This window comes from Thalassospira xianhensis MCCC 1A02616 (assembly GCF_003326475.1).
GTDB classification, from domain to species: domain Bacteria; phylum Pseudomonadota; class Alphaproteobacteria; order Rhodospirillales; family Thalassospiraceae; genus Thalassospira; species Thalassospira xianhensis.
In genome coordinates this window covers 121886-144738 of the sequence record NZ_JPWA01000010.1, presented here as the reverse complement: position 1 = coordinate 144738, position 22853 = coordinate 121886, and the positions used below count along the sequence as shown (strand labels likewise).

At 56.1% G+C, this 22853-nt stretch carries 20 protein-coding genes and 1 pseudogene; 8 read left to right on the top strand and 13 right to left on the bottom strand.

Features of this window, described 5'->3' with window-relative positions; translation table 11 throughout:
- A partial coding sequence (locus TH5_RS10565) for a chemotaxis protein CheB (protein ID WP_279627758.1) occupies nucleotides 1-661 on the top strand: 661 nt, incomplete at its 5' end.
- Between the two features lie 9 nt (nucleotides 662-670).
- Nucleotides 671-1480 (top strand): annotated as a pseudogene (locus tag TH5_RS26150) (CheR family methyltransferase); the annotation flags it as partial.
- Between the two features lie 612 nt (nucleotides 1481-2092).
- Here the strand turns inward: TH5_RS26150 and ctrA are convergent.
- Nucleotides 2093-2791 (bottom strand): response regulator transcription factor CtrA, encoded by a 699-nt coding sequence (gene ctrA / locus TH5_RS10555; RefSeq protein ID WP_007091320.1) that lies wholly within the window; start codon nucleotides 2789-2791, stop codon nucleotides 2093-2095.
- A 403-nt stretch (nucleotides 2792-3194) separates the two neighbouring features.
- Here ctrA and fliI point away from each other — a divergent pair, with 403 nt between their 5' ends.
- The gene (gene fliI / locus TH5_RS10550) at nucleotides 3195-4694 is read left to right on the top strand and encodes a flagellar protein export ATPase FliI (RefSeq protein WP_114121826.1); all 1500 of its coding nucleotides are present in this window, start codon (nucleotides 3195-3197) and stop codon (nucleotides 4692-4694) included.
- Between the two features lie 54 nt (nucleotides 4695-4748).
- Nucleotides 4749-5177 carry a flagellar FliJ family protein gene (locus TH5_RS10545; RefSeq protein WP_114121825.1) on the top strand — a complete coding sequence of 143 codons (429 nt, stop codon included), beginning with the start codon at nucleotides 4749-4751 and terminating at the stop codon, nucleotides 5175-5177.
- 6 nt (nucleotides 5178-5183) lie between these two features.
- Here TH5_RS10545 and TH5_RS10540 read toward each other — a convergent pair whose 3' ends face one another.
- Together TH5_RS10540 and TH5_RS10535 are read right to left on the bottom strand one after the other, a co-directional pair.
- Complete coding sequence (locus TH5_RS10540; protein ID WP_114121824.1) at nucleotides 5184-5666, bottom strand: YbaK/EbsC family protein; 483 nt, start codon at nucleotides 5664-5666, stop codon at nucleotides 5184-5186.
- Entirely contained in the window at nucleotides 5663-6400 is a 738-nt protein-coding gene (locus TH5_RS10535) for a TerC family protein (RefSeq protein WP_114121843.1), read from the bottom strand. Before TH5_RS10535 ends, TH5_RS10540 begins: the two co-directional genes overlap by 4 nt.
- A gap of 208 nt (nucleotides 6401-6608) precedes the next feature.
- Here TH5_RS10535 and TH5_RS10530 point away from each other — a divergent pair, with 208 nt between their 5' ends.
- From TH5_RS10530 to TH5_RS10515, 4 genes are all read left to right on the top strand, one after another.
- Nucleotides 6609-7838 (top strand): ABC transporter substrate-binding protein, encoded by a 1230-nt coding sequence (locus TH5_RS10530; protein WP_114121823.1) that lies wholly within the window; start codon nucleotides 6609-6611, stop codon nucleotides 7836-7838.
- Complete coding sequence (locus tag TH5_RS10525) at nucleotides 7808-9529, top strand: ABC transporter permease (protein WP_244204875.1); 1722 nt, start codon at nucleotides 7808-7810, stop codon at nucleotides 9527-9529. The genes TH5_RS10530 and TH5_RS10525 overlap by 31 nt, the downstream gene beginning before the upstream one ends.
- Nucleotides 9530-9536: 7 nt before the next feature.
- Nucleotides 9537-10214 (top strand): ATP-binding cassette domain-containing protein, encoded by a 678-nt coding sequence (locus TH5_RS10520; RefSeq protein WP_114121821.1) that lies wholly within the window; start codon nucleotides 9537-9539, stop codon nucleotides 10212-10214.
- Nucleotides 10215-10350: 136 nt separating this feature from the next.
- The gene (locus tag TH5_RS10515; RefSeq protein WP_114121820.1) at nucleotides 10351-10905 is read left to right on the top strand and encodes a prolyl hydroxylase family protein; all 555 of its coding nucleotides are present in this window, start codon (nucleotides 10351-10353) and stop codon (nucleotides 10903-10905) included.
- On the opposite strand, the gene TH5_RS10510 is transcribed toward TH5_RS10515, so the two are convergent.
- From TH5_RS10510 to fliF, 10 genes are all read right to left on the bottom strand, one after another.
- A complete protein-coding gene (locus TH5_RS10510) occupies nucleotides 10906-11307 on the bottom strand; it encodes a hypothetical protein (protein ID WP_062952913.1) in 402 nt (133 codons plus the stop codon).
- A gap of 103 nt (nucleotides 11308-11410) precedes the next feature.
- Nucleotides 11411-13009, bottom strand: coding sequence for a hypothetical protein (locus tag TH5_RS10505; RefSeq protein WP_114121819.1), 1599 nt, complete (start codon nucleotides 13007-13009; stop codon nucleotides 11411-11413).
- Nucleotides 13010-13013: 4 nt separating this feature from the next.
- On the bottom strand, nucleotides 13014-13802 hold the full coding sequence (locus TH5_RS10500) for a MinD/ParA family protein (RefSeq protein ID WP_114121818.1): 789 nt from the start codon (nucleotides 13800-13802) through the stop codon (nucleotides 13014-13016).
- Nucleotides 13799-14785 carry a flagellar biosynthesis protein FlhF gene (locus TH5_RS10495; protein WP_114121817.1) on the bottom strand — a complete coding sequence of 329 codons (987 nt, stop codon included), beginning with the start codon at nucleotides 14783-14785 and terminating at the stop codon, nucleotides 13799-13801. The genes TH5_RS10500 and TH5_RS10495 overlap by 4 nt, the downstream gene beginning before the upstream one ends.
- 24 nt (nucleotides 14786-14809) lie before the next feature.
- The gene (gene flhA / locus TH5_RS10490) at nucleotides 14810-16966 is read right to left on the bottom strand and encodes a flagellar biosynthesis protein FlhA (RefSeq protein ID WP_114121816.1); all 2157 of its coding nucleotides are present in this window, start codon (nucleotides 16964-16966) and stop codon (nucleotides 14810-14812) included.
- An 86-nt stretch (nucleotides 16967-17052) separates the two neighbouring features.
- On the bottom strand, nucleotides 17053-18624 hold the full coding sequence (locus TH5_RS10485; RefSeq protein ID WP_114121815.1) for a sigma-54-dependent transcriptional regulator: 1572 nt from the start codon (nucleotides 18622-18624) through the stop codon (nucleotides 17053-17055).
- A 58-nt stretch (nucleotides 18625-18682) separates the two neighbouring features.
- Nucleotides 18683-19477 (bottom strand): motility protein A, encoded by a 795-nt coding sequence (locus TH5_RS10480; RefSeq protein WP_114121814.1) that lies wholly within the window; start codon nucleotides 19475-19477, stop codon nucleotides 18683-18685.
- 22 nt (nucleotides 19478-19499) lie between these two features.
- The gene (fliN, locus tag TH5_RS10475) at nucleotides 19500-19862 is read right to left on the bottom strand and encodes a flagellar motor switch protein FliN (RefSeq protein ID WP_007091338.1); all 363 of its coding nucleotides are present in this window, start codon (nucleotides 19860-19862) and stop codon (nucleotides 19500-19502) included.
- Nucleotides 19852-20970 carry a FliH/SctL family protein gene (locus TH5_RS10470; protein ID WP_114121813.1) on the bottom strand — a complete coding sequence of 373 codons (1119 nt, stop codon included), beginning with the start codon at nucleotides 20968-20970 and terminating at the stop codon, nucleotides 19852-19854. The genes fliN and TH5_RS10470 overlap by 11 nt, the downstream gene beginning before the upstream one ends.
- Before the next feature lie 81 nt (nucleotides 20971-21051).
- Nucleotides 21052-22701, bottom strand: a complete 1650-nt coding sequence (fliF, locus tag TH5_RS10465; RefSeq protein WP_114121842.1) for a flagellar basal-body MS-ring/collar protein FliF — start codon at nucleotides 22699-22701, stop codon at nucleotides 21052-21054.
- Between the last annotated feature and the right edge of the window lie 152 nt (nucleotides 22702-22853).

The window sequence follows — 22853 nt, the reverse complement described above, 5'->3', positions numbered from 1 at the left end:
CAAGGCGCCTGCCGGTGCCGCCGCACCTGCGCCAGCACGACGCGCGATGACAACGGGGCAGATCAGTCTTCTTCCGGAAAAACGCATCAATGTCGAAGTGATTGCGATCGGCAGTTCGACCGGTGGTCCGCAGGCTTTGTTTGAAGTGCTACGCGGGCTTGCTGGTGTGCGGCAACCGATTTTCATCACCCAGCATATGCCTGCGACCTTTACCACAATCCTTGCGGAACACATTACGCGTCTGACGGGGCTTAAATGCCAGGAAGGTCAGACGGGCATGCCAATTCAGGGTGGGCAGGTTTACCTTGCCCCCGGGGATTACCACATGGTGGTAGAGGGCCGTGGTAACAGCAGGAAAATTGTTCTGAACCAGAACCCGCCCGAAAATTTCTGTCGTCCGTCGGTTGACCCGATGCTACGCAGCCTTGTTGAAAGCTATGGTGGTAATATACTGACGGCTATCCTTACAGGTATGGGACAGGATGGTATGTTGGGTGGGCGTACTGTTGTGGGTGCCGGGGGGATGGTTGTTGCACAGGACGAACAGACAAGCGTTGTGTGGGGAATGCCAGGTGCCGCAGCGCATGCAGGCATTTGTTCAGCGGTTCTCCCCGTGGGTGGCATCGCGGCCTATATCAAAAAATTTGCAGGGGGTCGTTAAGCCGAGATGATGAGGCCGGAGGACTTCGATTTCGTTAGCAGACTGATAAAGTCAAAATCCGGGCTCGTTCTGAGCCAGGACAAGACGTATCTGCTCGAAAGCCGGCTGATGCCGATTGCGCGCAAGCGCGGGCTCAAGGACCTGACCGAACTGATCGCGGCGTTGCGCGGTGGTGACCGTGTGCTTGTCGAGGAAGTCGTCGATGCGATGACGACCAACGAAAGCTTCTTCTTCCGCGATACCAAGCCGTTTGACCAGTTCCGCCATGTCGTTCTGCCGCACATGATCAAGGAACGTGCTTCCAAACGCCATCTGCGGATTTGGTGTGCGGCGGCGTCCTCGGGGCAGGAACCCTATTCATTGGCAATGATCCTTGATGAATTCAAAACACAGCTTTCAGGCTGGCGGGTTGAAATTATCGGGACAGATATTTCGCGCGAAATCCTGACCAAGGCTCGTGCCGGTCTTTATTCCCAGTTCGAAGTCCAAAGGGGCCTCCCGATCCAGCTTCTGGTCAAGTATTTCCAGAAGAAGGAGGACCAGTGGCAAATCTCGCAGGAAATTCGGTCCAAGGTTCAATACAAGGAATTCAACCTGCTCGATGATTTCCGTCCACTGGGGCAGTTTGACATCGTCTATTGCCGCAACGTGCTGATTTATTTCGATCAACCGACCAAGACCGATGTGCTGTCCCGCATTTCGGCATTGATGCCCGATGACGGTTTCCTGTTCCTTGGCGGGGCGGAAACGGTTCTGGGCATTTCCGACAAATTCAAACCGCTGGCACGCCAGCGCGGCATTTATCAGCTGAACCGTCCGGGGGCACCGGATGTGGACGTTTCTGCGCTGGAAAAAATTCAGGCAGCTGGTCCTGCTGCGGCGAGTGCCGGTGCAGCGACGGGTGGCTTTGCCTTCCCGAAACCGAAACATATGCAGAATGCAGCGGGTGGCACCACGGCCAGCACAGGTGCCGGAACCACAACGCCGCCGCGTCCGGGACTTTCGACCGGAACCGGCGCGCGCCCGACAACCACCACAGGCACCGGTTCAACCGGAACAGCTGCCCGACCGTTGACAACAGGAACAACCGGTACCGCAGGCAGCACATATTCGCGCCCATCTGCTACCGGAACCGGCGGCACCGGTTCTGACGGTACAGCGGGATTAACGTATCGTCGTCCATTGGGAACGACCGGTTCGACAGGAAGCACGCCGCCTGCACGACCATCCAGCGGAACAGGCAGCACGGGAACCGGTACAACGCGCCCGTCGACCACGTTTGATCGTTCGCGTTTAGGTAAACCCGAAGACAAGAAATAGAAAACCGGTACTTCTCGGTAAGCCATAAAGTACAAAGCAAAACGCCCCGATGAAGCATCGGGGCGTTTTTGACTTTGGGCACAGCGGAACGCGACGGCAGATGCGTTGCGATCAGGCGGCTGCGCTGCTGTTGACGTCCGGGTCGCGCAGGACATAGCCCCGGCCCCAAACCGTATGGATGTAGTTGTCGCCCTTGGTGGCCGACTGGATTTTCTTGCGCAGTTTGCACACGAAAACGTCGATGATCTTGAGTTCCGGTTCGTCCATCCCGCCATAGAGATGGTTCAGGAACATTTCCTTGGTCAATGTCGTGCCCTTGCGCAGCGACAGTAATTCAAGGATGCCATATTCCTTGCCGGTCAGATGTAGCGGTGACCCGTCAACATCAACGGTGCGTGCATCGAGGTTCACATTGAGCCTGCCAGTGGCAATCATCGATTGGGCATGGCCGCGCGATCGGCGAACGATCGCCTGAATGCGTGCCAGCAATTCGACCTTGTCAAACGGCTTGGTCAGATAGTCATCCGCACCGAAACCAAGTCCTTTGACCTTGTCTTCGGTTTCTGTCAACCCCGACAGGATAAGCACCGGGGTTTCAACGCGTGCGTCGCGCAAGCGTCTGAGAACTTCATAACCGTCGATATCCGGCAGCATGAGATCCAGAAGAATAATATCGTAATCATAAAGTTTACCGATCTCGAGGCCATCCTCCCCAAGATCCGTGGTATCGACAACCATGCCTTCTGATTTCAACATCAACTCGATGCTGTCAGCAGTGGCATTGTCGTCTTCGACAAGCAGCACCCGCATGTTCCGCTCCGTTACCGTGTTCCGCAAAAATTCCGTGTTGATCCGGCTTATTCCGACAAGCGCCCCAACGATTGCCGTGTGGAAATTTTATTCCATTCCGTTAACGATACGTTGCTTTGCGACTCGTGGCAAGCAGGCGAGTCGCATCTTGTTAACTTTTTTTCACCGATAAAGGCGGCTCGGTTCCGGAATGTGAAGTTTCCCAACGGTTTGCACCGTTAACGACCATGCATGCCGATACCGGATTTTTAATGCCAATTTGGCATATACGGGTTTTTAATACCGTTTATGACACTTATATCTGGTGCGACGCGGACGAATTTGCCACCCTTTGACAGAGTGGTGACGATAAAATTCCGGATCGCATCACGTATCGACACCCGTCAGACAGAAAAGTGCAAACGTGTTTCAGATTGGCCGAAACATCATCGCCGAACTTCGCCGCATTCCCGATTACAGGATTGTCGGGCGGGTTACGGCTGTTTTGGGGCTGCTGGTCGAGATTGGTGGGGTCGAAGGCGCACTATCGGTTGGGGATCGTTGCAAGGTCAAACGCCGGGATGGCGAGGCCGTCATTTGCGAGGTTGTCGGTTTCCGCAATGAACGCGCTCTTTTGATGCCGTTCGGGATGCTTGACGGCATCGGTATTGGTTGCGAGGTTGAACTGGCCGACACCCAGCCACAGGTCTATCCCGATGAAAGCTGGCTTGGGCGTGTGGTCAACGCGTTCGGGCAACCGGTTGACGGCAAGGGTCCTCTGACCGAAGGTCCAACGCCCTATCCGATCCGCAATGCACCGCCATCCGCCCATTCGCGCCAGCGTGTTGCTGGAAAGATCGATCTGGGTGTGCGCGCGATGAACACCTTCCTGACCTGTTGCCGGGGGCAGCGCATGGGTATTTTTGCCGGGTCGGGTGTGGGTAAATCCAGCTTGCTGTCGATGATGACCCGCCACACAACATCCGATGTATCGGTCGTCGGTCTGATTGGCGAACGAGGCCGCGAGGCTCGCGAATTCATCGAAGACGATCTGGGCGAAGAAGGTCTGCGCCGTTCCGTCGTCGTCGTTGCCACATCGGACGAACCGCCGCTGATGCGTCGTCAGGCAGCCTATATGACGATGGCACTGTCGGAGTTTTTCCGCGATACCGGGCGCGATGTCCTGTGCATGATGGATTCTGTAACCCGTTTTGCCATGGCCCAGCGTGAAATCAGCCTTTCGGTAGGTGAGCCGCCCGCGTCAAAGGGCTATACCCCGACGGTATTTGCCGAATTGCCGCGTCTTTTGGAACGTGCCGGGCCGGGCGGGCCGGGGCAGGGATCGGTCACTGGCCTCTTTACTGTACTGGTCGATGGCGATGATCATAACGAGCCGATTTCCGATGCAGTGCGCGGTATTCTTGACGGGCACGTTGTGCTGGATCGCGCAATTGCCGAGCAGGGACGATATCCGGCCATCAATATTTTGCGCAGTGTGTCGCGTACCATGCCCGGCTGCAATAACGAGCACGAAAACCAGATCGTGTCGCGTGCCCGCCAGTTGCTGGCGACATACGAGGACATGGCCGAACTTATCCGTCTGGGGGCCTATCGTCTGGGGACGGACCCGAAGGTGGACGAAGCAATACATTACTTCCCGCTGATTGAGGAATTCCTGAAGCAGCGCAAAACCGAATGCACCCGTCTGGCCGACGGATATGCCGAACTCGCACGCCGTCTTGATCTGGCACCTACCCAGCAGGAAGCCCCTGATGGAGCAGGTCAACCGGCAGCCAATCCGCAAGGCGCAACCGTCATGGAACGCAATCGTCTTCGGTCCCAGGTTAACAGCCGTTCAACCGCCACAAATGCGGGGAATGATCTGAATGCAGCGAAACGTGCGCTTCGGCGTGATCAGCAATGAGATCATGATCATGCTGAAATGCCGTGCCAGCGATACTTCGGGTAACTGACAGCGATGGCCAAGGATTTCAAAACCCTGATCCGGATGCGCAAATGGGCGCTGGATGACAAACGCCGCGAACTTGGCGAGATGCAGGGTGTGCTGAATAATCTTCTGACGGAAAAGGATGCTCTGGAAAAAGCGGTCATCGAAGAGCAGAGGGTTGCGGCCGAAAATCCCGAACTTGCCGGTTTCGCCTATGGTTCTTTTGCCAGTGCGGTCATTGCCGAGCGCGCGGCACTGGTCAAACGGATATCCGATCAGGAGGCCAAAATTGACGCGTTCCGTGACGAGGTTGCCGACGCTTTCAAGGCCGTGAAGACCGCTGAAATTGCCGAACGCAACCGCGTTGAGGCGGAGCGTGTGGAAGAAGACCGCAAGGAACAGGCGGAACTTGACGAAATCGGGGCACGTTCCGCCACCCGTGATGATGGCCTGATTTAAGTTGGGTCAGGCCGAGATCGAAACACCTGTTTCAACGCCGGTTACCCGGCGGAGTTCGTCCGGAGTCATGGCAAAGACCGTTTTGGGTGTTCCTGCCGCCAGCCAGATCGTTTTTTTCGAAAGCAATTTTTCATCAATCAGGGTTTCGACCGGTCCGACATGGCCAAAGGGCGGTACGCCGCCAATGGCATAGCCGGTCGAGGTGCGGACATCGTCCGCCGTCGCCTTGCGGATCGAAAGGCCGCCGATCAGGCCGGCAACGCGTTTTTCATCGACCTGATCGGCACCGTTCATGATGATCAGGATTGGTTTGTGGCGTTCGGTCATGAACACCAGTGATTTTCCGATATCACTGACATCGCAGCCGATTGCCGATGCGGCATCCGCAGCTGATCTGGTGCCATCGGGAAATTCCAGCACCTTGATATGGTCAAGACCATGTTTGTCGAATGCATTTTGCAGGCACGAAGGAGGTGCGACCTGTTTCATTTGATGGCTCCGAGCTCTTTGGCTTTGCGTTTACGCTTTTGATTGATCAGGTTCAGCGTTTCGACCCCAAGGCTGAATGCCATGGCGAAATAGATGTAACCTTTGGGGACATGGATTTCGACACCGTCCAGCAGCAGGACAAATCCGACCAGGATCAGGAAGGCCAGTGCCAGCATTTTGACCGATGGGTGTTTCTCAACAAAATCGCCAATGGTTTTGGCCGCAGCCAGCATGACGAGAACCGACAGAACAACCGCGATCATCATGATCGATATATGATCGACCAGTCCAACGGCGGTAATCACACTGTCGAGCGAGAAGATGAGATCAAGCAGCATGATCTGGGCGATGGTCATCGCAAAGCCCGACATGATCTTGCCGGGCCCGTGTTCTTCGGGTTCGTCGATTGTGTGATGAATTTCCTTGGACGCCTTGGCGATCAGGAACAACCCGCCGACAATCAGAATAAGATCCCGTCCACTGACCTCCTGCCCGAAGGCGGAAAACATCGGGGCAGTCAGTTCCATCACCCACGCGATACAGGCCAGAAGTACAAGCCGCATGCCCATCGCCCCGATCAGGCCGATACGACGTGCCGATTTCTGCTGATTTTGCGGGAGTTTGGATACGATCACCGACAGGAAAACAATATTGTCGATACCCAGCACGATTTCGAGTGCGGTCAGGGTGGCAAGCCCCATCCACATATGCGGATCCGTGATCCATTCAAACATGACCTGTTCCCGTTTCTGTGTTTCTGACCGCGATACCGGCAGCACCGATAAGGTGTAATCACCAGCCATCTAACGCAAGCGTGAATTGATTTTAGTCTGCCAAGATTGGAAAAATGATGGCAACAAAAACAAACAGGTAACGCGGATGGCGCCCGATTGTTTCAATCGGCTGTTATTTGTGCCCCATCCAGTAACAAGGATTTCCAAGATGCGCGTTTTTCTTGCCGGTCTGAGCATTGTCGCCGGTCTTGCAACAGCAACGGTTGCCATCCCTGCCAAGGCCGACCCGGCGCCCGATATCGGCAATTGGCAATCGGTTCTGGATCAGGCGCGTGGTCAAACGGTTTACTGGCATGCCTGGGGGGGGGAGCCGCGTATCAATGATTACATCGCATGGGCCGGTGCGCAGGTGCAGGAACGTTATGGGGTAAATGTCGTACAGGTAAAACTTTCCGATACGGCCGATGCGGTGGCAAAGGTGCTTTCGGAAAAGACGGCTGGCGTCGATGACGGCGGGGCGGTCGATATGATCTGGCTGAATGGTGAAAACTTCGCCGCCATGAAGCGCAATGACCTTCTGTTCGGTCCATGGGCGGAACAGACGCCGAATTTTGCCTATGTCGATGTCGAAGGCAAGCCAACCGTCATCAACGATTTCACGGTACCGACCATGGGCCTTGAAGCACCTTGGGGCATGGCGCAGGTCAGTTTCTATTACGACACCGCGCGCCTTGATAATGTGCCCAAATCAGCACAGGAACTTCTGGAATGGTTGGTCAAACATCCGGGGCGCTTTACCTATCCTCAGCCGCCAAACTATATGGGATCGACTTTCCTGAAACAAATCCTGACCGAGCTGGTTGACGACCCCAAAGTTCTGCAACAGCCTGCAAATCAGACGGATGCCGAAAAGGTATTGGCACCACTTTGGGGATATCTTGAAGATTTGCAGCCTTTATTGTGGCGCAACGGCCAAGCTTACCCGCAAAACGGCGCGTCATTGCGCACCATGATGGCCGATAATGAGATCGATATCGCGTTCTCGTTCAGTTCCGGTGAGGTATCATCTGCGATCGAAGCTATGGAACTGCCCGATACGGTTCGATCCTATGTGTTTGATAACGGCACGCTTGGCAATACTAACTTTGTTGCCATTCCCTATAACGCATCGGCCAAGGCCGGGGCGGTTGTGCTTGCCGATTTTCTGATGTCGCCCGAAGCCCAGTTGCGCAAACAGGATCCGCGATATTGGGGGGCCGATACGGTACTGGCGATGGATAAACTGCCAGAAGACATGCAGAAGGCCTTTGCCGGTCTGGACCTCGGTATTGCATCGCTGTCGCCTTCTGAACGCGGAACGGTTTTGCCAGAACCGCATCCAAGCTGGATGGAACTGGTTGAAACCGAATGGCAGAAACGTTACGGCGTGGTCCAATAGACTCTATGCTGCGGTTTTTTCCGGCTTTTACCCTTATTCTGATGATTGGTCCGGTTTGCGCCGGGCTGATCGGGACGATGCTGCCCGCATTCGGGTATCTTCCGGCGCTTGGTGGTGACGGAATATCGATTGATCCGTGGCGTGATTTGCTCCTTCAGCCGGGATTGGCGATTTCTGTGCGGCTATCGCTTGTGAACGGACTGGTTGCCACCCTGATCTCGCTTTCACTGGTCATGCTGTTCTGTGCGGCGTGGCAGGGAACGAAGGTTTTTGTGGTGATGCAGCGGTTATTGTCACCAATCTTGTCCGTGCCACATGCTGCTGCGGCTTTTGGTTTGGCATTTCTGATTGCACCAAGCGGCTGGATTGTCCGGGCGGTGGCACTGTTTGCCGGGTGGGATCGGCCGCCTGATATCGTGACCTTGCATGATCCGATGGGAATTGCCCTGATTGCCGGGCTGGTTGCCAAGGAAATTCCGTTTCTGTTGTTGATGACGCTTGCCGCCTTGCCGCAGGCAGATGCAGACCGGACCCGTCAGGTGGCACTTACGTTCGGCTATGGTCGTGTGGTCGGCTGGCTGAAAGCCGTATTCCCCCGGATCTATCCGCAAATCCGTTTGCCGGTACTGGCGGTGCTGGCTTATTCGACCTCGGTTGTTGATGTCGCAATGATCCTTGGCCCGACGACACCGGCACCGCTGGCAGTGCGTATTCTGGGCTGGTTGTCCGACCCGGACCTTTCGCATCGTTTTCTGGCCTCTGCCGGGGCCATGTTGCAATTGATCCTCGTGCTGGTGGCGATGGCCATTTGGCGGGCCGGTGAAACGCTGGCAGGATTTTGGGGGCGTATCTGGGCGGAGGGCGGTATGCGCGCCCAAGGGGATGGAGCCATTCGCAGTTTTTCTGCCGGTGCGGCGGTCCTGACTGCTACCGTCGTGTTTCTTGGATTAGCAAGTCTTCTGGTCTGGAGCTTCGCCGGATACTGGTCGTTTCCGGAATTCCTGCCGCGCAGTTTCAGTCTGCATCTCTGGATGCGGGAATATGACATGCTGGGTGCGATACTGGGGACGACACTTGTAATTGCAGTCTTGTCGGTGATGGTCGCAATTGCACTTGTTCTTGGATGTCTTGAAAACGAAACCCGCCGGTTTCAAATACCGGGACAGGGGGTGATGTTCTTGATTTACCTACCGCTTTTGATGCCGCAAATCAGCTTCATGTTTGGGCTTCAGGTGTTTTTCACTGGCATCGGCCTTGAACGTACGTTGATTTCTGTCGTGATCGTTCACTTAATCTTTGTGTTGCCCTATGTTTTTCTGTCACTTGCCGATCCGTTTCGCGCCCTTGATCCGCGATATGGGCAAACGGCCCTTTGCCTTGGTGCATCACCGGCACGGGTGTTCTGGGGGGTGCGGTTGCCCTTGCTGACCCGTGCAGTTCTGACGGCTTTTGCTGTCGGCCTTGCAGTCAGTGTCGGGCAGTATCTGCCAACCCTTTTGATCGGGGCGGGGCGGTTTGCCACGGTAACGACCGAGGCGGTGGCACTGGCATCGGGCGGAGACCGGAGGATGATCGGGATTTACGGGCTTTTGCAAATGATCCTGCCTTTTGCCGGTTTTGCCCTGGCGCTTCTGATCCCGGCTGTTGTGTTCCGTCACCGGCGCGGCATGGCCGACCATAACAGGATATAGTGGGCAAATGAGCAGAAACCTCAGCCCCGATAACACCACAGCCAGCGGCCTTGAATTGCGCCGGGTTTCCATTCGTCTGAACGGGCGGGTGCTGGTTGATATTGATATCGAGATCAAGCCGGGCGAGATCGTAACCCTGATGGGGCCAAGCGGTTCGGGGAAATCCAGCCTGCTTGCGCATATTTGTGGAACCTTGCCATCGGGCAATGCCGCCGGGTTTGAGGTTGGTGGGCAGGTCGTGTTGAACGGAACGTCGCTGGACGGTTTGGCACCACAGGATCGACATGTCGGTATTCTGTTTCAGGATGACCTGTTGTTTCCTCATTTATCGGTTGGCGGCAATCTGGCATTTGCCCTGCCATCGACCATCCGCGGGCGCGACGAACGGCAGAAACGGATTGATGAAGCACTTGAAAGTGCGGGGCTTGATGGCTTTGCCGACCGTGATCCTGCGACGTTATCCGGTGGGCAACGGGCACGTGTTGCCCTGATGCGGGTGCTGCTGTCCGAACCCAATGCGCTTTTGCTTGATGAACCTTTTTCAAAGCTCGATACCGAATTACGCGACCAGATCCGAACCTTTGTTTTTGATCAGGCACGTTTGCGTGGTCTGCCGACCCTTATGGTCACCCATGATCCTGATGACGGGGCTGCGGCGGGTGGCAGGATCGTGAATCCGGTATAGCATGCAGGCGGTTTCTGCATGATTTTCACGCTGGTCAATCCGGACGTTTGGTCCTAAGAGAAACCCACCGCAAAGAATTGTCTTGGGTCCGAGATACAAAATCAAAAGGCCCATGCGGCATCGGAGAATGTCGTGAATGTTTCCAGAAGAAATGTATGCAATCGTTCCGGATGCGCTTGATACCGCAACCTGCGAACGGTTGATTGACGGATTTTCGACCGAGCTTGATGACGGCGGCCTTGTTCAGGGACAATCAGCAAGTCATATCCGCCGTTCACAGATCACCTGGTTCAACGAAACGCAGCAACCGGTCGTGATGCGGCGCATTATCGACATGGTCGCGGACGTCAACCGCAATGTGTTTGATTTTTCTCTGTCGGAATTTGCCGAAGACGCACAGATCGCCTGCTATGCCGGGGATCAGCGCGGACATTATGACTGGCACAGTGACGTTGGAGCGTCCGATATTGCACGTCGTCGCAAACTGACCATGGTCATCCAGCTTTCCGAACCTGATCAGTATGAAGGCGGCTTGTTGCAACTGAACCCGGCCGGGCATGTTTTTGACGCGCCGATGGAACGCGGTACCGCGATCTTTTTCCCGAGTTTCGTTTTGCACCGCGTGGCACCGACCACCGCCGGTTTGCGTTATTCCCTGACCCAATGGGTGCACGGAACACCTTTCCGCTGATCAGTAGCGCTCCAGCCGGTCGAGCAGGCGCGGATTATGCCATTTCGGCTGGCGGTCTTCGAGTGCGGCTTCGTGGTGCTGGACACTGGCATTGTCGGCCTTTTGTTTATCAAGGCGCAAATTGATCCAGCGCGGGATGATCTCATTGTTGAAATCTTCCATCAGAAGCACGGCGGCCGTTTCGAAATTATCGAACGGTATACGGGCGATTTCGGCAAAGTATGCCGCCAGACAATCCGGTCTAAGGATCAGCCGGTCTGGGACATAACGCAGCGTCATGCGTGCGGGAAAAACGGTTTCGCATCCGGTCAGCTCGCTTTGTAACGTCACGACATAGTCAAGCTGCGCACCCGGATTATGTTCGGTCAGCAACAGGTTTCGACGTTCAAATATTTCCAGCATCGGCGCGACCTGTGATTATTCAGATGAATATTCAAGATTACTCCTGCCCGGCAGGAACGAAAAGGCTTCATTTCAAGGACATATCCCGGCATAGTCGAAAAGCTTATGCTTCGATCCCGTGATGGGAACCCGGCTTGGGTTCGTTGGCCGGTGGGGCGATTTCGACGAAGCGGCTACCATCCTGAAAAATCAGGTGGCCCTTATAGCCGGAAATCTGCAATGCCTCGCGGAATATACCGCGGATGTCGTCACGATTATCCGATTGCAGCGGATTTTCAGTGCGCACGATCAAATCGAACTTGCCGTCTTCGCCTTTGACCAGACCGTCAAGCTGGGTGTGGCCCACCTCACTAAAAGAGAGATCAAGCAGGAAGCGCGTACCGGGTTCTTCCTTTTCACCCTTTTCGTTTTCACCGTCGCCATGCCGCCACGCAAGGCGCACCTGTTCGATCCGTTCCCCCATCTGAAACGGCATCGGCATCACACGCCAGCCATCCGGGCGTTCGTCGGCGGCCATGCCCCGCAATCTGCTGAAATCGCCTTCGAGTTTTTTAAGGATATCGTCGCCGTTCCCGTCAATCGATGACAGGCTGTTGCTGGCGCGATCCCCCAACCAGCCGCGTGCTGTTCCCCCTGGGCCGGTCATGGCCGCGAAAAAGAACATCATGGTGGTGGTCAGTTTCGGTCCGGCCTGCGGGATGCTGTTTAACAGGCTTGCTGCTGCGCCGGGGTCGTGTTGTGCCAATGCGGTAACCGCTTGCTGCAAACTGCCCCAGTCACGCGACAAGGCAGCATTCTGGCCGCGCGCGATCAATTCCGCTTCGGTCATTTGCGGGATTTGAGTGCTGCGTCCGGTCGTGGTGCTGGCATCAATACTGAATGAAAGGGTCGCCCCAACGGGCGCTGGAACCGGCAATCTGATTCCGACGACACCGGCAGATGTGCGAAGGGCAGTAAAGCCGTTCGGCAACATGCGGGCTTCGGCGCTATCGGGCGGCAGAACAGTGCCCGTCAGAACCAGTGGTGTAACGTTTCCAGCCGGGGCTGCACCGCTCGAAACAGTCTGACCGGCAAGACCTGCTGTCGAAGGGCTTGTCAAAGTACCACCGGTCGTGACTGTCGGGGCTGTGCCTGCTGAAGTCATGTTTGCAATCTGGGCGGCTTTTCCGGCGCTGACGGCACCTTGTCCGACAAAGATAACCTGTGTCTGGCTTCCGGCAGGCAACTGGCTGCCATTGGGCAGGGTCAGGCTGCTTGTTGTGATGGCGCCAAAGGTTTGACCGGGGATCAGCGGATTGCTGTTGATGCCCGCAGTTGGTAAGCCGCTGCCAGTTCCGGTTGCCCCCGGTGTCAGTGTTTGCGGCAAAACCTGAAGACGAAGGGCTGCTGCCGGATCGCTCCCCTGCTGCGTCTGCGCCTGGGGCATGATACGAACCCACAGGAAGTCACCAAGATTGGCCGGAAGTGGTGTCGGCAGCTTTATATTCACCTGACCCAGGCTGGTCAGAAGGGTCAACTCATTGCCCGAACGTGATTGTACCGACGCCTGAAGCAGGCTTTCGACCGGCAGTTTGGCAATGGCATTGGCGACCTGTTGCGCGGCACTGACCTGTGCCGGTTGTGTGCCTGTCCCACCAGCAGCCGAACCACCCTGACCACCTACTGCGGTACCGGGTGTTATGGCCTGAGGCGGGAACGTCATGGCATCAGCCCTCCAGCAGTTTTTGCGTGATCGCTTCCATGTCTTGGGCGGCATCGCAATTAGGATGACGCATCAGAAGCGGGGTTTGCGAACGAATGCATTCGGAAACACGCGGATCAGCACGTACAACGCCCAAAAGCGGCGGACTGATCTTCAGGAAACCTTCGCAGGCTTTGAGAAGCTTGTTATAGATCGCCTCTCCTTCCTTGCGGTCCTTGGCCATGTTCACCACCACGCGGATATCGGTTTTGGGGCGGGCCATATGGGTAACCTTGATAAAGGCATAGGCATCGGTCAGCGAGGTTGGGTCACCGTTGGTGATGACAATGACCGTATTGGCAAGACTGGTCATCTGGCGCACGCCCTGATCAACGCCTGCGCCGAGATCAATCAGCACCTTGTCGTAGCTTTTGCCAGTCAGAATCAGATCGTCGGACAAGGCCTGAAGGCGGGTGACCGGCAGATTGGCAAGGCTGCCCGATCCGCTGCGCCCCGCAATGATATCAAAGCCGCCATCGGGGAACGGCGTTACAGCTTCACGCAGGCCGATCCGGCCGGAAATCACGCCGCCCAGATCATGTTTGGGCATAAGGCCAAGCTGTATATCAATGTTGGCAAGGCCAAGGTCACCGTCAAACAAAAGAGCCTTTTTGCCTTCGCGCACCAGCGAATGGGTCAGGGTAATGGCAAACCAGGTCTTGCCCACGCCCCCCTTGCCCGATGCGATGGCAAGGACGTTGCGGCCTTTGGCACGCGGAGCAGTTTTGGATACTTCATCAGACTTGGCAGTCATTTCACGACCTCGGAGAAACTCGGTTTCGCGTTCTCGGCGCGATGGGACGGTATCAGAAGTTTAGCCAGAGCGACGGGGCTGATTGCGGTCAGTCCGTCTGCAACCTGAGCGGTCATACTGACATTGCAAAGGGAAAGATTTCCTGAATCCGCACCGTATAGCGCGCCACCAAGGCGCGATGCAACATCCAGTCTGGAAATCACCATGCGCGAAACACCGCAATCTGCAAAGGCACTAGCGATATCGGCACATTCATCGGCGTCGATCCCTGCGGGATTGACCAATACGGGTTCGCTGGGAACGGCTGTCATGAAATCGCCCAAAGCCTTTATGTCGGCATCGACATAGGGATTGCAGCTTGCCGTATCGACCAGAACCATGTCGGCATCCCGCATACGGGCAAACTGGGCTTTGAATTCTTCGGGTGTTTTGACCAGCGACAGATTGATATTCAGGATACGGGTGAATGCCTCAAGCTGGGCCACACCGCCTGCGCGTTTGTAATCGGTGGTCAGAACCGCGACTTTTCGCTTTTTCATCACCGCACGGGCAGCAGTTTTGGCAACCGCCAGCGTTTTGCCGCAACCGGGCGGGCCGACAAAGGCCAAGGCACGCGGCGTGTTTTTTTCCGGCAACGGCGAAAAATCAAAAATCTCGTCCAGTGCCGATGCCAGTAATTGCTGTGCGGTAGTGGCACCGCTTTCGCGGACCATAAGATCACAAAGCCGCAAACGCAGCCGTTCGGGCAGATTATGACGGAGAAGGGCCTCTTGTGCGTGATCAAACAGTTCCTGATGACCCGGAGGGCCTTGATCCGCGATATCGAAATCCAGATCCGGATCACGATCAAGGGCCGCGGTCAGCCGCACGCCCGTGCCCGGGATATCCTGGGTCGATACGATAATGGCATCCGATCCCATATGCTCTTTGACCAGTGCCATCGCCTCGGTCATGGTCGGGGCGCTGAAGGTCTTAAGGCGCATATGCTGTCCCCTCGCAATGGATCATCATATCTGCCCCATGGTTTTGAGTTGAGCCTTGGGATGGATTTCGTTCTGCGACATCACAACCGTGGTTGGCCGGAACCGTTCGACAATGGACCGGACATAGGGACGAATGCCGGGGCTTGTCAGCAGAACCGGGCTCTCGCCCATCATGCCCAGCCGCTCGAACGTGGTGCGCACCTTGTTGATGAATTCCTGCAGCTGGCTTGGCGGGATCGACAGTTGCTTTTCCTCGCCCGAGCCGACCAGACTTTCGGCAAAGATCTGTTCCCATTGCGGCGACAGGGTCACCAGCGGAATCACGCCATCATGGTTGGTATTCACATCCGACAATTGGCGGGCCAGACGGGACCGCACATGTTCGGTCATGAAGGTCGGGTTGCGGGTAAAGGCGGTAGATTCCGCGATCCCTTCGAGGATGGTCGGCAGATCGCGGATCGATATGCGTTCGGTCAGAAGGTTTTGCAGAACGCGCTGAACACCGCCCACGGATACCTGACCCGGTACGATATCCTCGACCAGCTTTTTCTGGTCGTCGTCGAGCTCGTCCAGAAGCTTCTGGGTTTCGGCATAGGACAGCAGTTCGGGCATATGGTCCTTGATCACCTCGGTAATGTGGGTGGTGATCACGGTTTGCGGATCGACAACCGTATAGCCGCGGAACATGGCTTCTTCTTTCATGCCCTGCTCGATCCACATGGCGGGCAGGTTGAAGGTCGGCTCCATGGTCTTTTCGCCGGCAAGGGTAATTTCCTCGCCGCGGGGGTCCATGACCAGCAGCATATTGGGACGAAGGTCGCCACGGCCGGCCTCTATTTCCTTGACGCGCAGGACATAGGTGTTGGCAGGCAGTTGCATATTGTCCTGAATGCGCACGCTGGGCATGACAAAGCCCATATCGGTGGCAAGTTGCCGACGTAGGGCCTTGATCTGATCAGTCAGTTTCTGGCCGCGTTCGGTACTGATTAGCGACAGGAGGCCGTATCCAAGTTCAAGCCGCACATAGTCCATGCGAAGTGCATTGGCAATCGGTTCTTCAGGCGGCGGGCCTGCGGCGTCGGCCGCGGTCTGGGCTTCCTCCATCTGGGCGTTGGCAGCCGCTTCTTTCTGCTTTTTGCCAAGATGCCATGCAAGATAACCCAGCACGATCGCCAGACCAAGGAACCAGACCATCGGGATGCCGGGCAAAAGTGACATGCCGGCCATCATTGCGGCCGCAACACCAAGGGCGGCAGGATAATTGCTGACCTGCCCGAAAACGGCCTTTTCTGTTGCACCGTCAAGGCCACCCTTGGTCACCAGAAGGCCCGCTGCGGTCGAGACGATCAGGGCGGGGATCTGGGACACCAGACCGTCGCCAACTGTCAGGATGGTATAGGTTTCGGTGGCCTCGGCCAATGATAGGCCCATCTGGGCAGTGCCGATGATGATACCGCCGATCACGTTGATGAAGGTGATCAGGATACCGGCAACCGCATCGCCGCGGACAAATTTGGAGGCACCATCCATGGAACCGAAGAACGAGCTTTCGTCTTCCAGTTCCTTGCGGCGTGCCTTTGCCTGCGCCTCGTTGATCAGTCCTGACGACAGATCCGCATCAATCGCCATCTGTTTGCCGGGCATCGCATCAAGGGTAAAGCGTGCCGCGACCTCGGCAATACGTCCCGAACCCTTGGTGATCACCACGAAGTTGATAATCACAAGGATCGCAAAAACAATAATCCCGATCACGAAATTGCCCGAGATCAGGAAACTGCCGAACGCCTCGATCACGGCACCTGCAGCATGGGTACCTTCGTGGCCATGGCCCAGAATCAGGCGTGTGGTTGCGATGTTCAATGCCAGGCGGAGCGAAGTCGCCACCAGCAGGATCATCGGGAAAGAGTTGAATTCAAGCGGCTTCTGAATGAACAGGGATGTCATCAGAATCAGCACGGAGAAGCTGATCGACAATGCCAGCAGAAAATCAAGCAGCCACGGTGGCATCGGGAACATCATGACCACAAGGATCAGGATGAAGCCAAGCGCCATGGCGATGTCGCCACGTTTCATGGCCGAGCGGACGCGCGACTGGATACCGGCCATATTCAGGCCGCCTGCGCCGCCCGATCCTTCCGATCCGTCAGATCCTGCCGGTGTGATGTCTCGACCGTCGGCCATATTGCCTGTTGGTTACCCTATTGTTGTTCGATCCCGGGAATGCATCCCTTGTTCTGATATGGGGTGCACCGGTCGTTTTGTAATGTTCAGTCCTGACCATTGCCGGGTTGCGGCACGGCAAGACCTTCGTCGGTATATTGACGCAGCTTGTTGCGCAGCGTGCGGATCGAAATGCCCAGAATGTTGGCGGCATGGGTGCGGTTGCCAAAGCAATGTTTCAGCGTATCAATGATCAGATCGCGTTCGACATCAGCAACCGTCCGACCGACCAGGGCGGCCGTGACCGATGAATCCTCGTTGGTTCGATCTGCCGCATCCCCATCATGGTCGACCGGTTCAGCCGGGCAGGGTGACGCATAATCATCGTGATGATGAGGTTGCGGTGCAGGTGCCTGTGGTGCTGGGGAAGCCGGACGATAGGCCGCACCACCATAAGCCGCGTTGGCATTGGCATAGGCCGAACTTGCGCGTGAAGGTGCACTTGGGGCGGGTTGCGATGGGGCAGGTGCATGGGCCGCTTCGGGTGCCGGTGCAGACTGCCAACCCGGTTCGCTGCTGCCCGCGCCCGAAAGCATGATGGCTTCGGGGCCGATTTCGGTCGGACCCGCAATCAGGACCGCGCGATGCATGGTGTTTTCCAGTTCGCGCACGTTGCCACGCCAGTGGTGGCTGCGCAAACGTGCAATTGCCAGCGGGCTGATCGGGCGAACCGGGACATCGTTGGCTTCGGAATATTTTTTGACAAAGAATTCGGCCAGAACCGGGATATCGTCCGGACGCTCGCGCAAGGACGGGATATCAAGATTGACGACGTTCAGTCGGAAATACAAATCCTCGCGGAAATTCCCGGCATTGACTTCGGCCTCAAGATTGCGGTTCGAGGTTGCAAGAATGCGGACATCGACCTTCACCGGGCTTTTGCCCCCCAGACGGTCGATTTCCCTTTCCTGAATGGCACGCAGCAGCTTGGCCTGCAGGCGGACATCCATTTCGCTGATTTCATCAAGCAAAAGGGTGCCGCTATTGGCTTCTTCAAATTTGCCGATACGCCGGGCTTGTGCGCCGGTAAAGGCACCTTTTTCGTGACCAAACAGTTCGGATTCCAGAAGGTTATCGGGAATGGCGGCACAGTTGACCGCGACGAACGGTTTATCGGCACGGTTGGATTTGCGATGCACGAAGCGCGAGATGATTTCCTTGCCGGTTCCGCTTTCGCCCGTGATCAGGATGGATGCACTGCTTTTGGCGACCTGTTCTGCAAGACGCAGGGTTTCAGCCATGCGGGCATCGCGATGGATAAGGGCATGGCTTTCTTCGGTAACGGCTTCGAGGATGGCGGCAATCAGGTCTGCTTCGGGAGGCAGCGGGATGAATTCCTGCGCACCGGCCTTGATCGCATTGACCGCACCATTGACATCATTACCGATACCACAGGCCACTACCGGAACATTGATGCGTTCACGGTGCATCGCCTCGATCAGGGCAGCGACATCAAGGGTGATGTCGGCCATGACCAGATCAATACGGTTGCCTGCGCGCAGGATATTCAGCGATGTCGTGACACTTTCGGCCAACTGGACTGTTGCGCCGCGTGCCATCGCGATCTTGCTGGCTGCGCCGATCTGACCGCCCAGTCCACCAACGATCAATACCTGCATAGTCTCATCTCTTTCCGCTTCGTTCCCAATGGCAATTTCAATTGGCGGATATCACCGATCAATCGAAATAGCTGACCCGTTTTGACGGGGGCAGGATGGAGTTGATCAGCATTTCCAGACGACGGGGGTTTTCCTGTCGCCCGATGGAGACGGCCCCCACCATATAGACCGAATTCAAAAGTTCTTCTTCACCCGAGTTGCGTTCGAGTTTGGCTGCAAGCGGCATAAACACCATGTTTGCCAGAACCGCACCATAGAAAGTTGTCAGAAGCGCAACAGCCATGGACGGACCGATCGAAGACGGGTCATCAAGGTTGCCAAGCATCTGCACCAGACCGATCAGTGTCCCGATCAGGCCCATGGCCGGCGCGATATCGCCAGCCTTTTTCATGATGTTCGCACCTTTCTGGTGGCGCCCGATGGTGGCGTTCATGTCCTTGCGCATGATGGCTTCGACTTCTTCGGGCGGCGTGCCGTCCACAACAAGCGATAGCCCCTTCCAGAGATATTCTTCGCTTTGCAGGCTATCGAGATGGCCCTGAAGCGACAGAACTCCGCCTTTGCGCGCAATTTCAGCCAGTTGCAAAATCTGCAGGGCGGCGTCGGCCGGGTTGCGCGATCTGTGAAAAATCGTGCGCATCAGGACCTTGCCGGCCCCAAGGAATTCGCCCAAAGCAAAACAGACAGCGGTAATCGCAGCCGTCCCGCCGATCACGATCAGAACGGACGGAATATCGATGAATGCCCCGGGCGACCCCCCCAATACGATCGCCGCGATAATAAGCGCGAAGCCAATAGCCAGTCCCGCAACCGTCGCGATATCAAACGACGTTTTAGTCCCCCCGTCCGCCATACCCGCTCATCCTCTCAAAAGACTAGTTTTTCTCGGACTTGATGATTTCCGTCATGGTTACCCCCAGACGGTCTTCGACAACCACCACTTCGCCGCGAGCGACCAGACGGTTGTTTACATAAATATCAATAGCTTCCCCAACCTTGCGGTCAAGCTCTACGACGGCACCACGACCCAGTTTTAGCAGCTGGCTTACCTGCATGGTTGCTTTTCCAAGGACTGCTGAAACCTGAACGGGAATATCATAAACCGCTTCGAGATCCTTGGAGGTCTTCATGGCATCGCTGCCGATCTCGGCGGCGGCCAGAAGTTCGGTGCCTTCGCCCTCTAGCTCGATATCGTCATTGTCGAGTTCCGAGAGTTCAAGATCGTCATCATCGGCCATTTTCGTCTCCTGATCCTTGAGCTTCCTGCGTCACATCGACTTTTGTTTCGTTTTCGACACCGGGTTTGTGATCTGGCTGCAACGGGTCCCCATCCTGTTGTAGCTGATCCTCTTTATCGTCGATCCCGATTTCTGTGTGCGACGCATCATCCTGGGGGGATGTTGGCATATTAACCCGTTCTGTGCCATGACCTTCTTCGATCTGACCGGTCGATACAGGCGTGTCGTGTGATCCTGTTCCCTCGCCGTCACGCCGGTTTCCGGGTGCCGGTTCCGGACCGGAGGCCGGTGCTTCGGGCTTTGCACCGGGCTGATTGCGCGGCAGATCAGCCAGACTGGTGTCTTGTATGTCAGGATCGCCCATATCACTGCCGTCGAGCTCATGCTCGTCTCCATGGCCTTGCAGGGCACGTTCCACGATATCGTTGATTTCGGCCCAGATGCGTTTTGTATCGCGAACCGCAGTTCCGTCACCCCATGAAACATGGCAATCACCAAGATCGATATCGGGCTCGCCAACAACACTGACCTTGCCCGAGAAACCCCGCGACTGCGCGATTTTCTCAACACTTTCCGAAACCATATCGCTGATATCGGGATGGACCTGAACAATCACCTTGGGCGCGTCAAACAGGTTTGCCAGACATTGACGTACGATGCTTTCGATTTCGGTGAGTTCGAACTGTTTTGACCAGGCCGGTGCAATTTTGCGCATCACGCCGATGGCAACATGGATGGCGTCCTCGTTGATGCGGGCGTTGGCGCGTTTTTGCTGTTCGTCAATCCGGGCAAGCGTTTCGGCAAGACGTGCCGAAGTATCTGCCATCGCCTGTTCAAGGGATGATCGAATTTCAGCATGCCCCTGTTCAAGGCCACGGGCAAAACCTTCAGCATCGGCGGCTTCGCGGGCCGCGACCTCAGCTTCGGCTACCATCTGGGCGGCTTGTTCTTCGGTGTAAATTGCCGGAGGCGGCGGTGGGGCCTCCTCCTCTTTCTTCTTTTTCTTTTTGCCCAGAGAATAATGTTCATCATCCGAACCTGACGAACGAATGACGTCATCGGCATCATCGAAACTGAGCGAGAATTTGAATTTTTCAATGGCCGTCATATCGAACCGCTGGTTTGGTTTGTGCGACAAGCAGGCCGGTGGCCTTACGCCACCCTGCCCATGATTGGACCGTCAGGCAAATCAGGTTTCCTGATAAAGCCAGTTGCGAATGATCGACAGGGCCTCTTCCGGATGCTTCTCGACAATCTCGCCGATCTTCTTGACCGAGGAGGCTTTCACGCGACCTTCGACCTGCGACAGGTTGATCAGTTCTTCGCCATCTTCCATGCCCGGTGCCATCGGGACCGGTGATGGCCCTGTCAGGGCAGGGGTGCCTTCTGCCGTCATGTCCTCGGCCAGCAACTGACGCTGTGCCATATCGGCAGCACTTGGCAGTGTTTCGAAGGCACGGGTCAGGAGCGGGCGAACCACCAGAAGGATGACCAGGATCGCAACGATGGCAAGGACCAGCATCTCGGCGATACGGAAGATTTCGGCTTTGTCGAGACCAAGGAACGTTTCGACATCTTCATCCGGGAACAGGTCTGCCGTGTCGGCAAATCTCATATTGATCACTTCGACCTGATCGCTACGCGCCGGGTCATAGCCGATTGCACTGCGAACAAGGGCCGCGATCTTTTCCAGGTCTTCTGGGGAACGTTCCTGATAAAGCCGTTCACCGTTTTCGTCTGTCGTATAGGTGCCATCAACCAGAACAGCAACGGTCACACGGGAAATTTCGCCAATTTCCTTGACCTTTGTCGTGGTGGTTTTGGAGATCTCGTAATTGACGGTTTCCTCGGAACGGGTTTCCTGGCTGCTGGTGCCTGCTCCCTGTCCGGCGTCAAAGTTGGCGTCCGGCAGATTGTTTTGCAGCGTTACCGGGTCGGCACCCTCGGTTTCGCTGTTGGTGGAATTTTCGTCGATCGTCTGGCTGGAACGCACAACCCGTTCGTCCGGGTTAAACCGTTCATCCGCGGTTGTGACCTTGTTGAAATCCATTTCAACCGAAACTTCGGCGCGGACTTCGCCATAGCCAAGGGAACGCGACAGAAGATCTTCAATGGTGTTGCGCAGACGCGTTTCGTTGCGGATGCGCATTTCATCGGCGGTCTGGGTCAGGAATGTAGATGATTGCTCTTCGCCCTGACCGCGCGCCAGAAGGCGTCCACGTTCATCAATGATCGAAACCTTGCTTGGGGTCAGTTGGGGCACCGCTGCCGCGACAAGATGCTGGATGGCAATGACCTGTTCGGGCTTCAATTCTCCGCCAGCCATTTTAACGGCGATGGATGCGCTTGCTTCCTGTGTTTCACGCGAGAACATTTGGCGTTTGGGTAACACAAGATGAACGCGCGCCTGCTGCACGGACTGTATGGCCGCGATGGTACGCGCCAACTCGCCCTCAAGGGCGCGGACATGGTTGATGTTCTGTTCAAAGCTGGTCGCGCCAAGGCCGCTGCCATTGTCGAAAACTTCATAGCCGACGGAACCACCTGTCGGCAAACCGCTTTCGGCCATCGACAGGCGCATGCGGTTGACCTGATCGGCCGGGACCAGAATTTCGGTGCCGTTATTCAAAAGCTGATAAGAAACCTGCTGTTCTTCGAGCCGGTTGACGATCTGGCTGGCGTCCGCGGGATTAAGATCGCGATAAAGCAATTCCATGTTCGGTGCCGAAACACGCAGAATAAGGAATGCAAAAAACACAAGCAGCAACACCCCGACGCCACTGATGGCCATCAGGCGCGTCGGTCCAAGACCTTTAAGCGTTTGCAATAAACCGCCCACGTTCGACTGCTCCGGATCGATTGTTACCACTGTCCCCAACACCGGCAGATGTCCGCACAATAGCTACCGGTATCATCAACGAATAGAAGCGCATATTGAAGAACAGGTTAACGACCGGCAATTATTGCCCAGTAATGTGTCCAAAATTCGCC

Coding starts and splice junctions, on each gene's coding strand:
- TH5_RS10480 (WP_114121814.1), bottom strand. CDS start 19,477: ATGGCGGACGGGGGGACTAAAACGTCGTTTGATATCGCGACGGTTGCG.
- TH5_RS10540 (WP_114121824.1), bottom strand. CDS start 5,666: ATGAAACAGGTCGCACCTCCTTCGTGCCTGCAAAATGCATTCGACAAA.
- TH5_RS10525 (WP_244204875.1), top strand. CDS start 7,808: ATGGCAGAAACGTTACGGCGTGGTCCAATAGACTCTATGCTGCGGTTT.
- TH5_RS10495 (WP_114121817.1), bottom strand. CDS start 14,785: ATGCGCCTTAAGACCTTCAGCGCCCCGACCATGACCGAGGCGATGGCA.
- TH5_RS10545 (WP_114121825.1), top strand. CDS start 4,749: ATGGCCAAGGATTTCAAAACCCTGATCCGGATGCGCAAATGGGCGCTG.
- ctrA (WP_007091320.1), bottom strand. CDS start 2,791: ATGCGGGTGCTGCTTGTCGAAGACGACAATGCCACTGCTGACAGCATC.
- TH5_RS10485 (WP_114121815.1), bottom strand. CDS start 18,624: ATGCAGGTATTGATCGTTGGTGGACTGGGCGGTCAGATCGGCGCAGCC.
- TH5_RS10510 (WP_062952913.1), bottom strand. CDS start 11,307: ATGCTGGAAATATTTGAACGTCGAAACCTGTTGCTGACCGAACATAAT.
- TH5_RS10535 (WP_114121843.1), bottom strand. CDS start 6,400: ATGTTTGAATGGATCACGGATCCGCATATGTGGATGGGGCTTGCCACC.
- flhA (WP_114121816.1), bottom strand. CDS start 16,966: ATGGCCGACGGTCGAGACATCACACCGGCAGGATCTGACGGATCGGAA.
- TH5_RS10500 (WP_114121818.1), bottom strand. CDS start 13,802: ATGACTGCCAAGTCTGATGAAGTATCCAAAACTGCTCCGCGTGCCAAA.
- TH5_RS10530 (WP_114121823.1), top strand. CDS start 6,609: ATGCGCGTTTTTCTTGCCGGTCTGAGCATTGTCGCCGGTCTTGCAACA.
- TH5_RS10515 (WP_114121820.1), top strand. CDS start 10,351: ATGTTTCCAGAAGAAATGTATGCAATCGTTCCGGATGCGCTTGATACC.
- TH5_RS10505 (WP_114121819.1), bottom strand. CDS start 13,009: ATGACGTTCCCGCCTCAGGCCATAACACCCGGTACCGCAGTAGGTGGT.
- TH5_RS10470 (WP_114121813.1), bottom strand. CDS start 20,970: ATGACGGCCATTGAAAAATTCAAATTCTCGCTCAGTTTCGATGATGCC.
- TH5_RS10520 (WP_114121821.1), top strand. CDS start 9,537: ATGAGCAGAAACCTCAGCCCCGATAACACCACAGCCAGCGGCCTTGAA.
- fliN (WP_007091338.1), bottom strand. CDS start 19,862: ATGGCCGATGATGACGATCTTGAACTCTCGGAACTCGACAATGACGAT.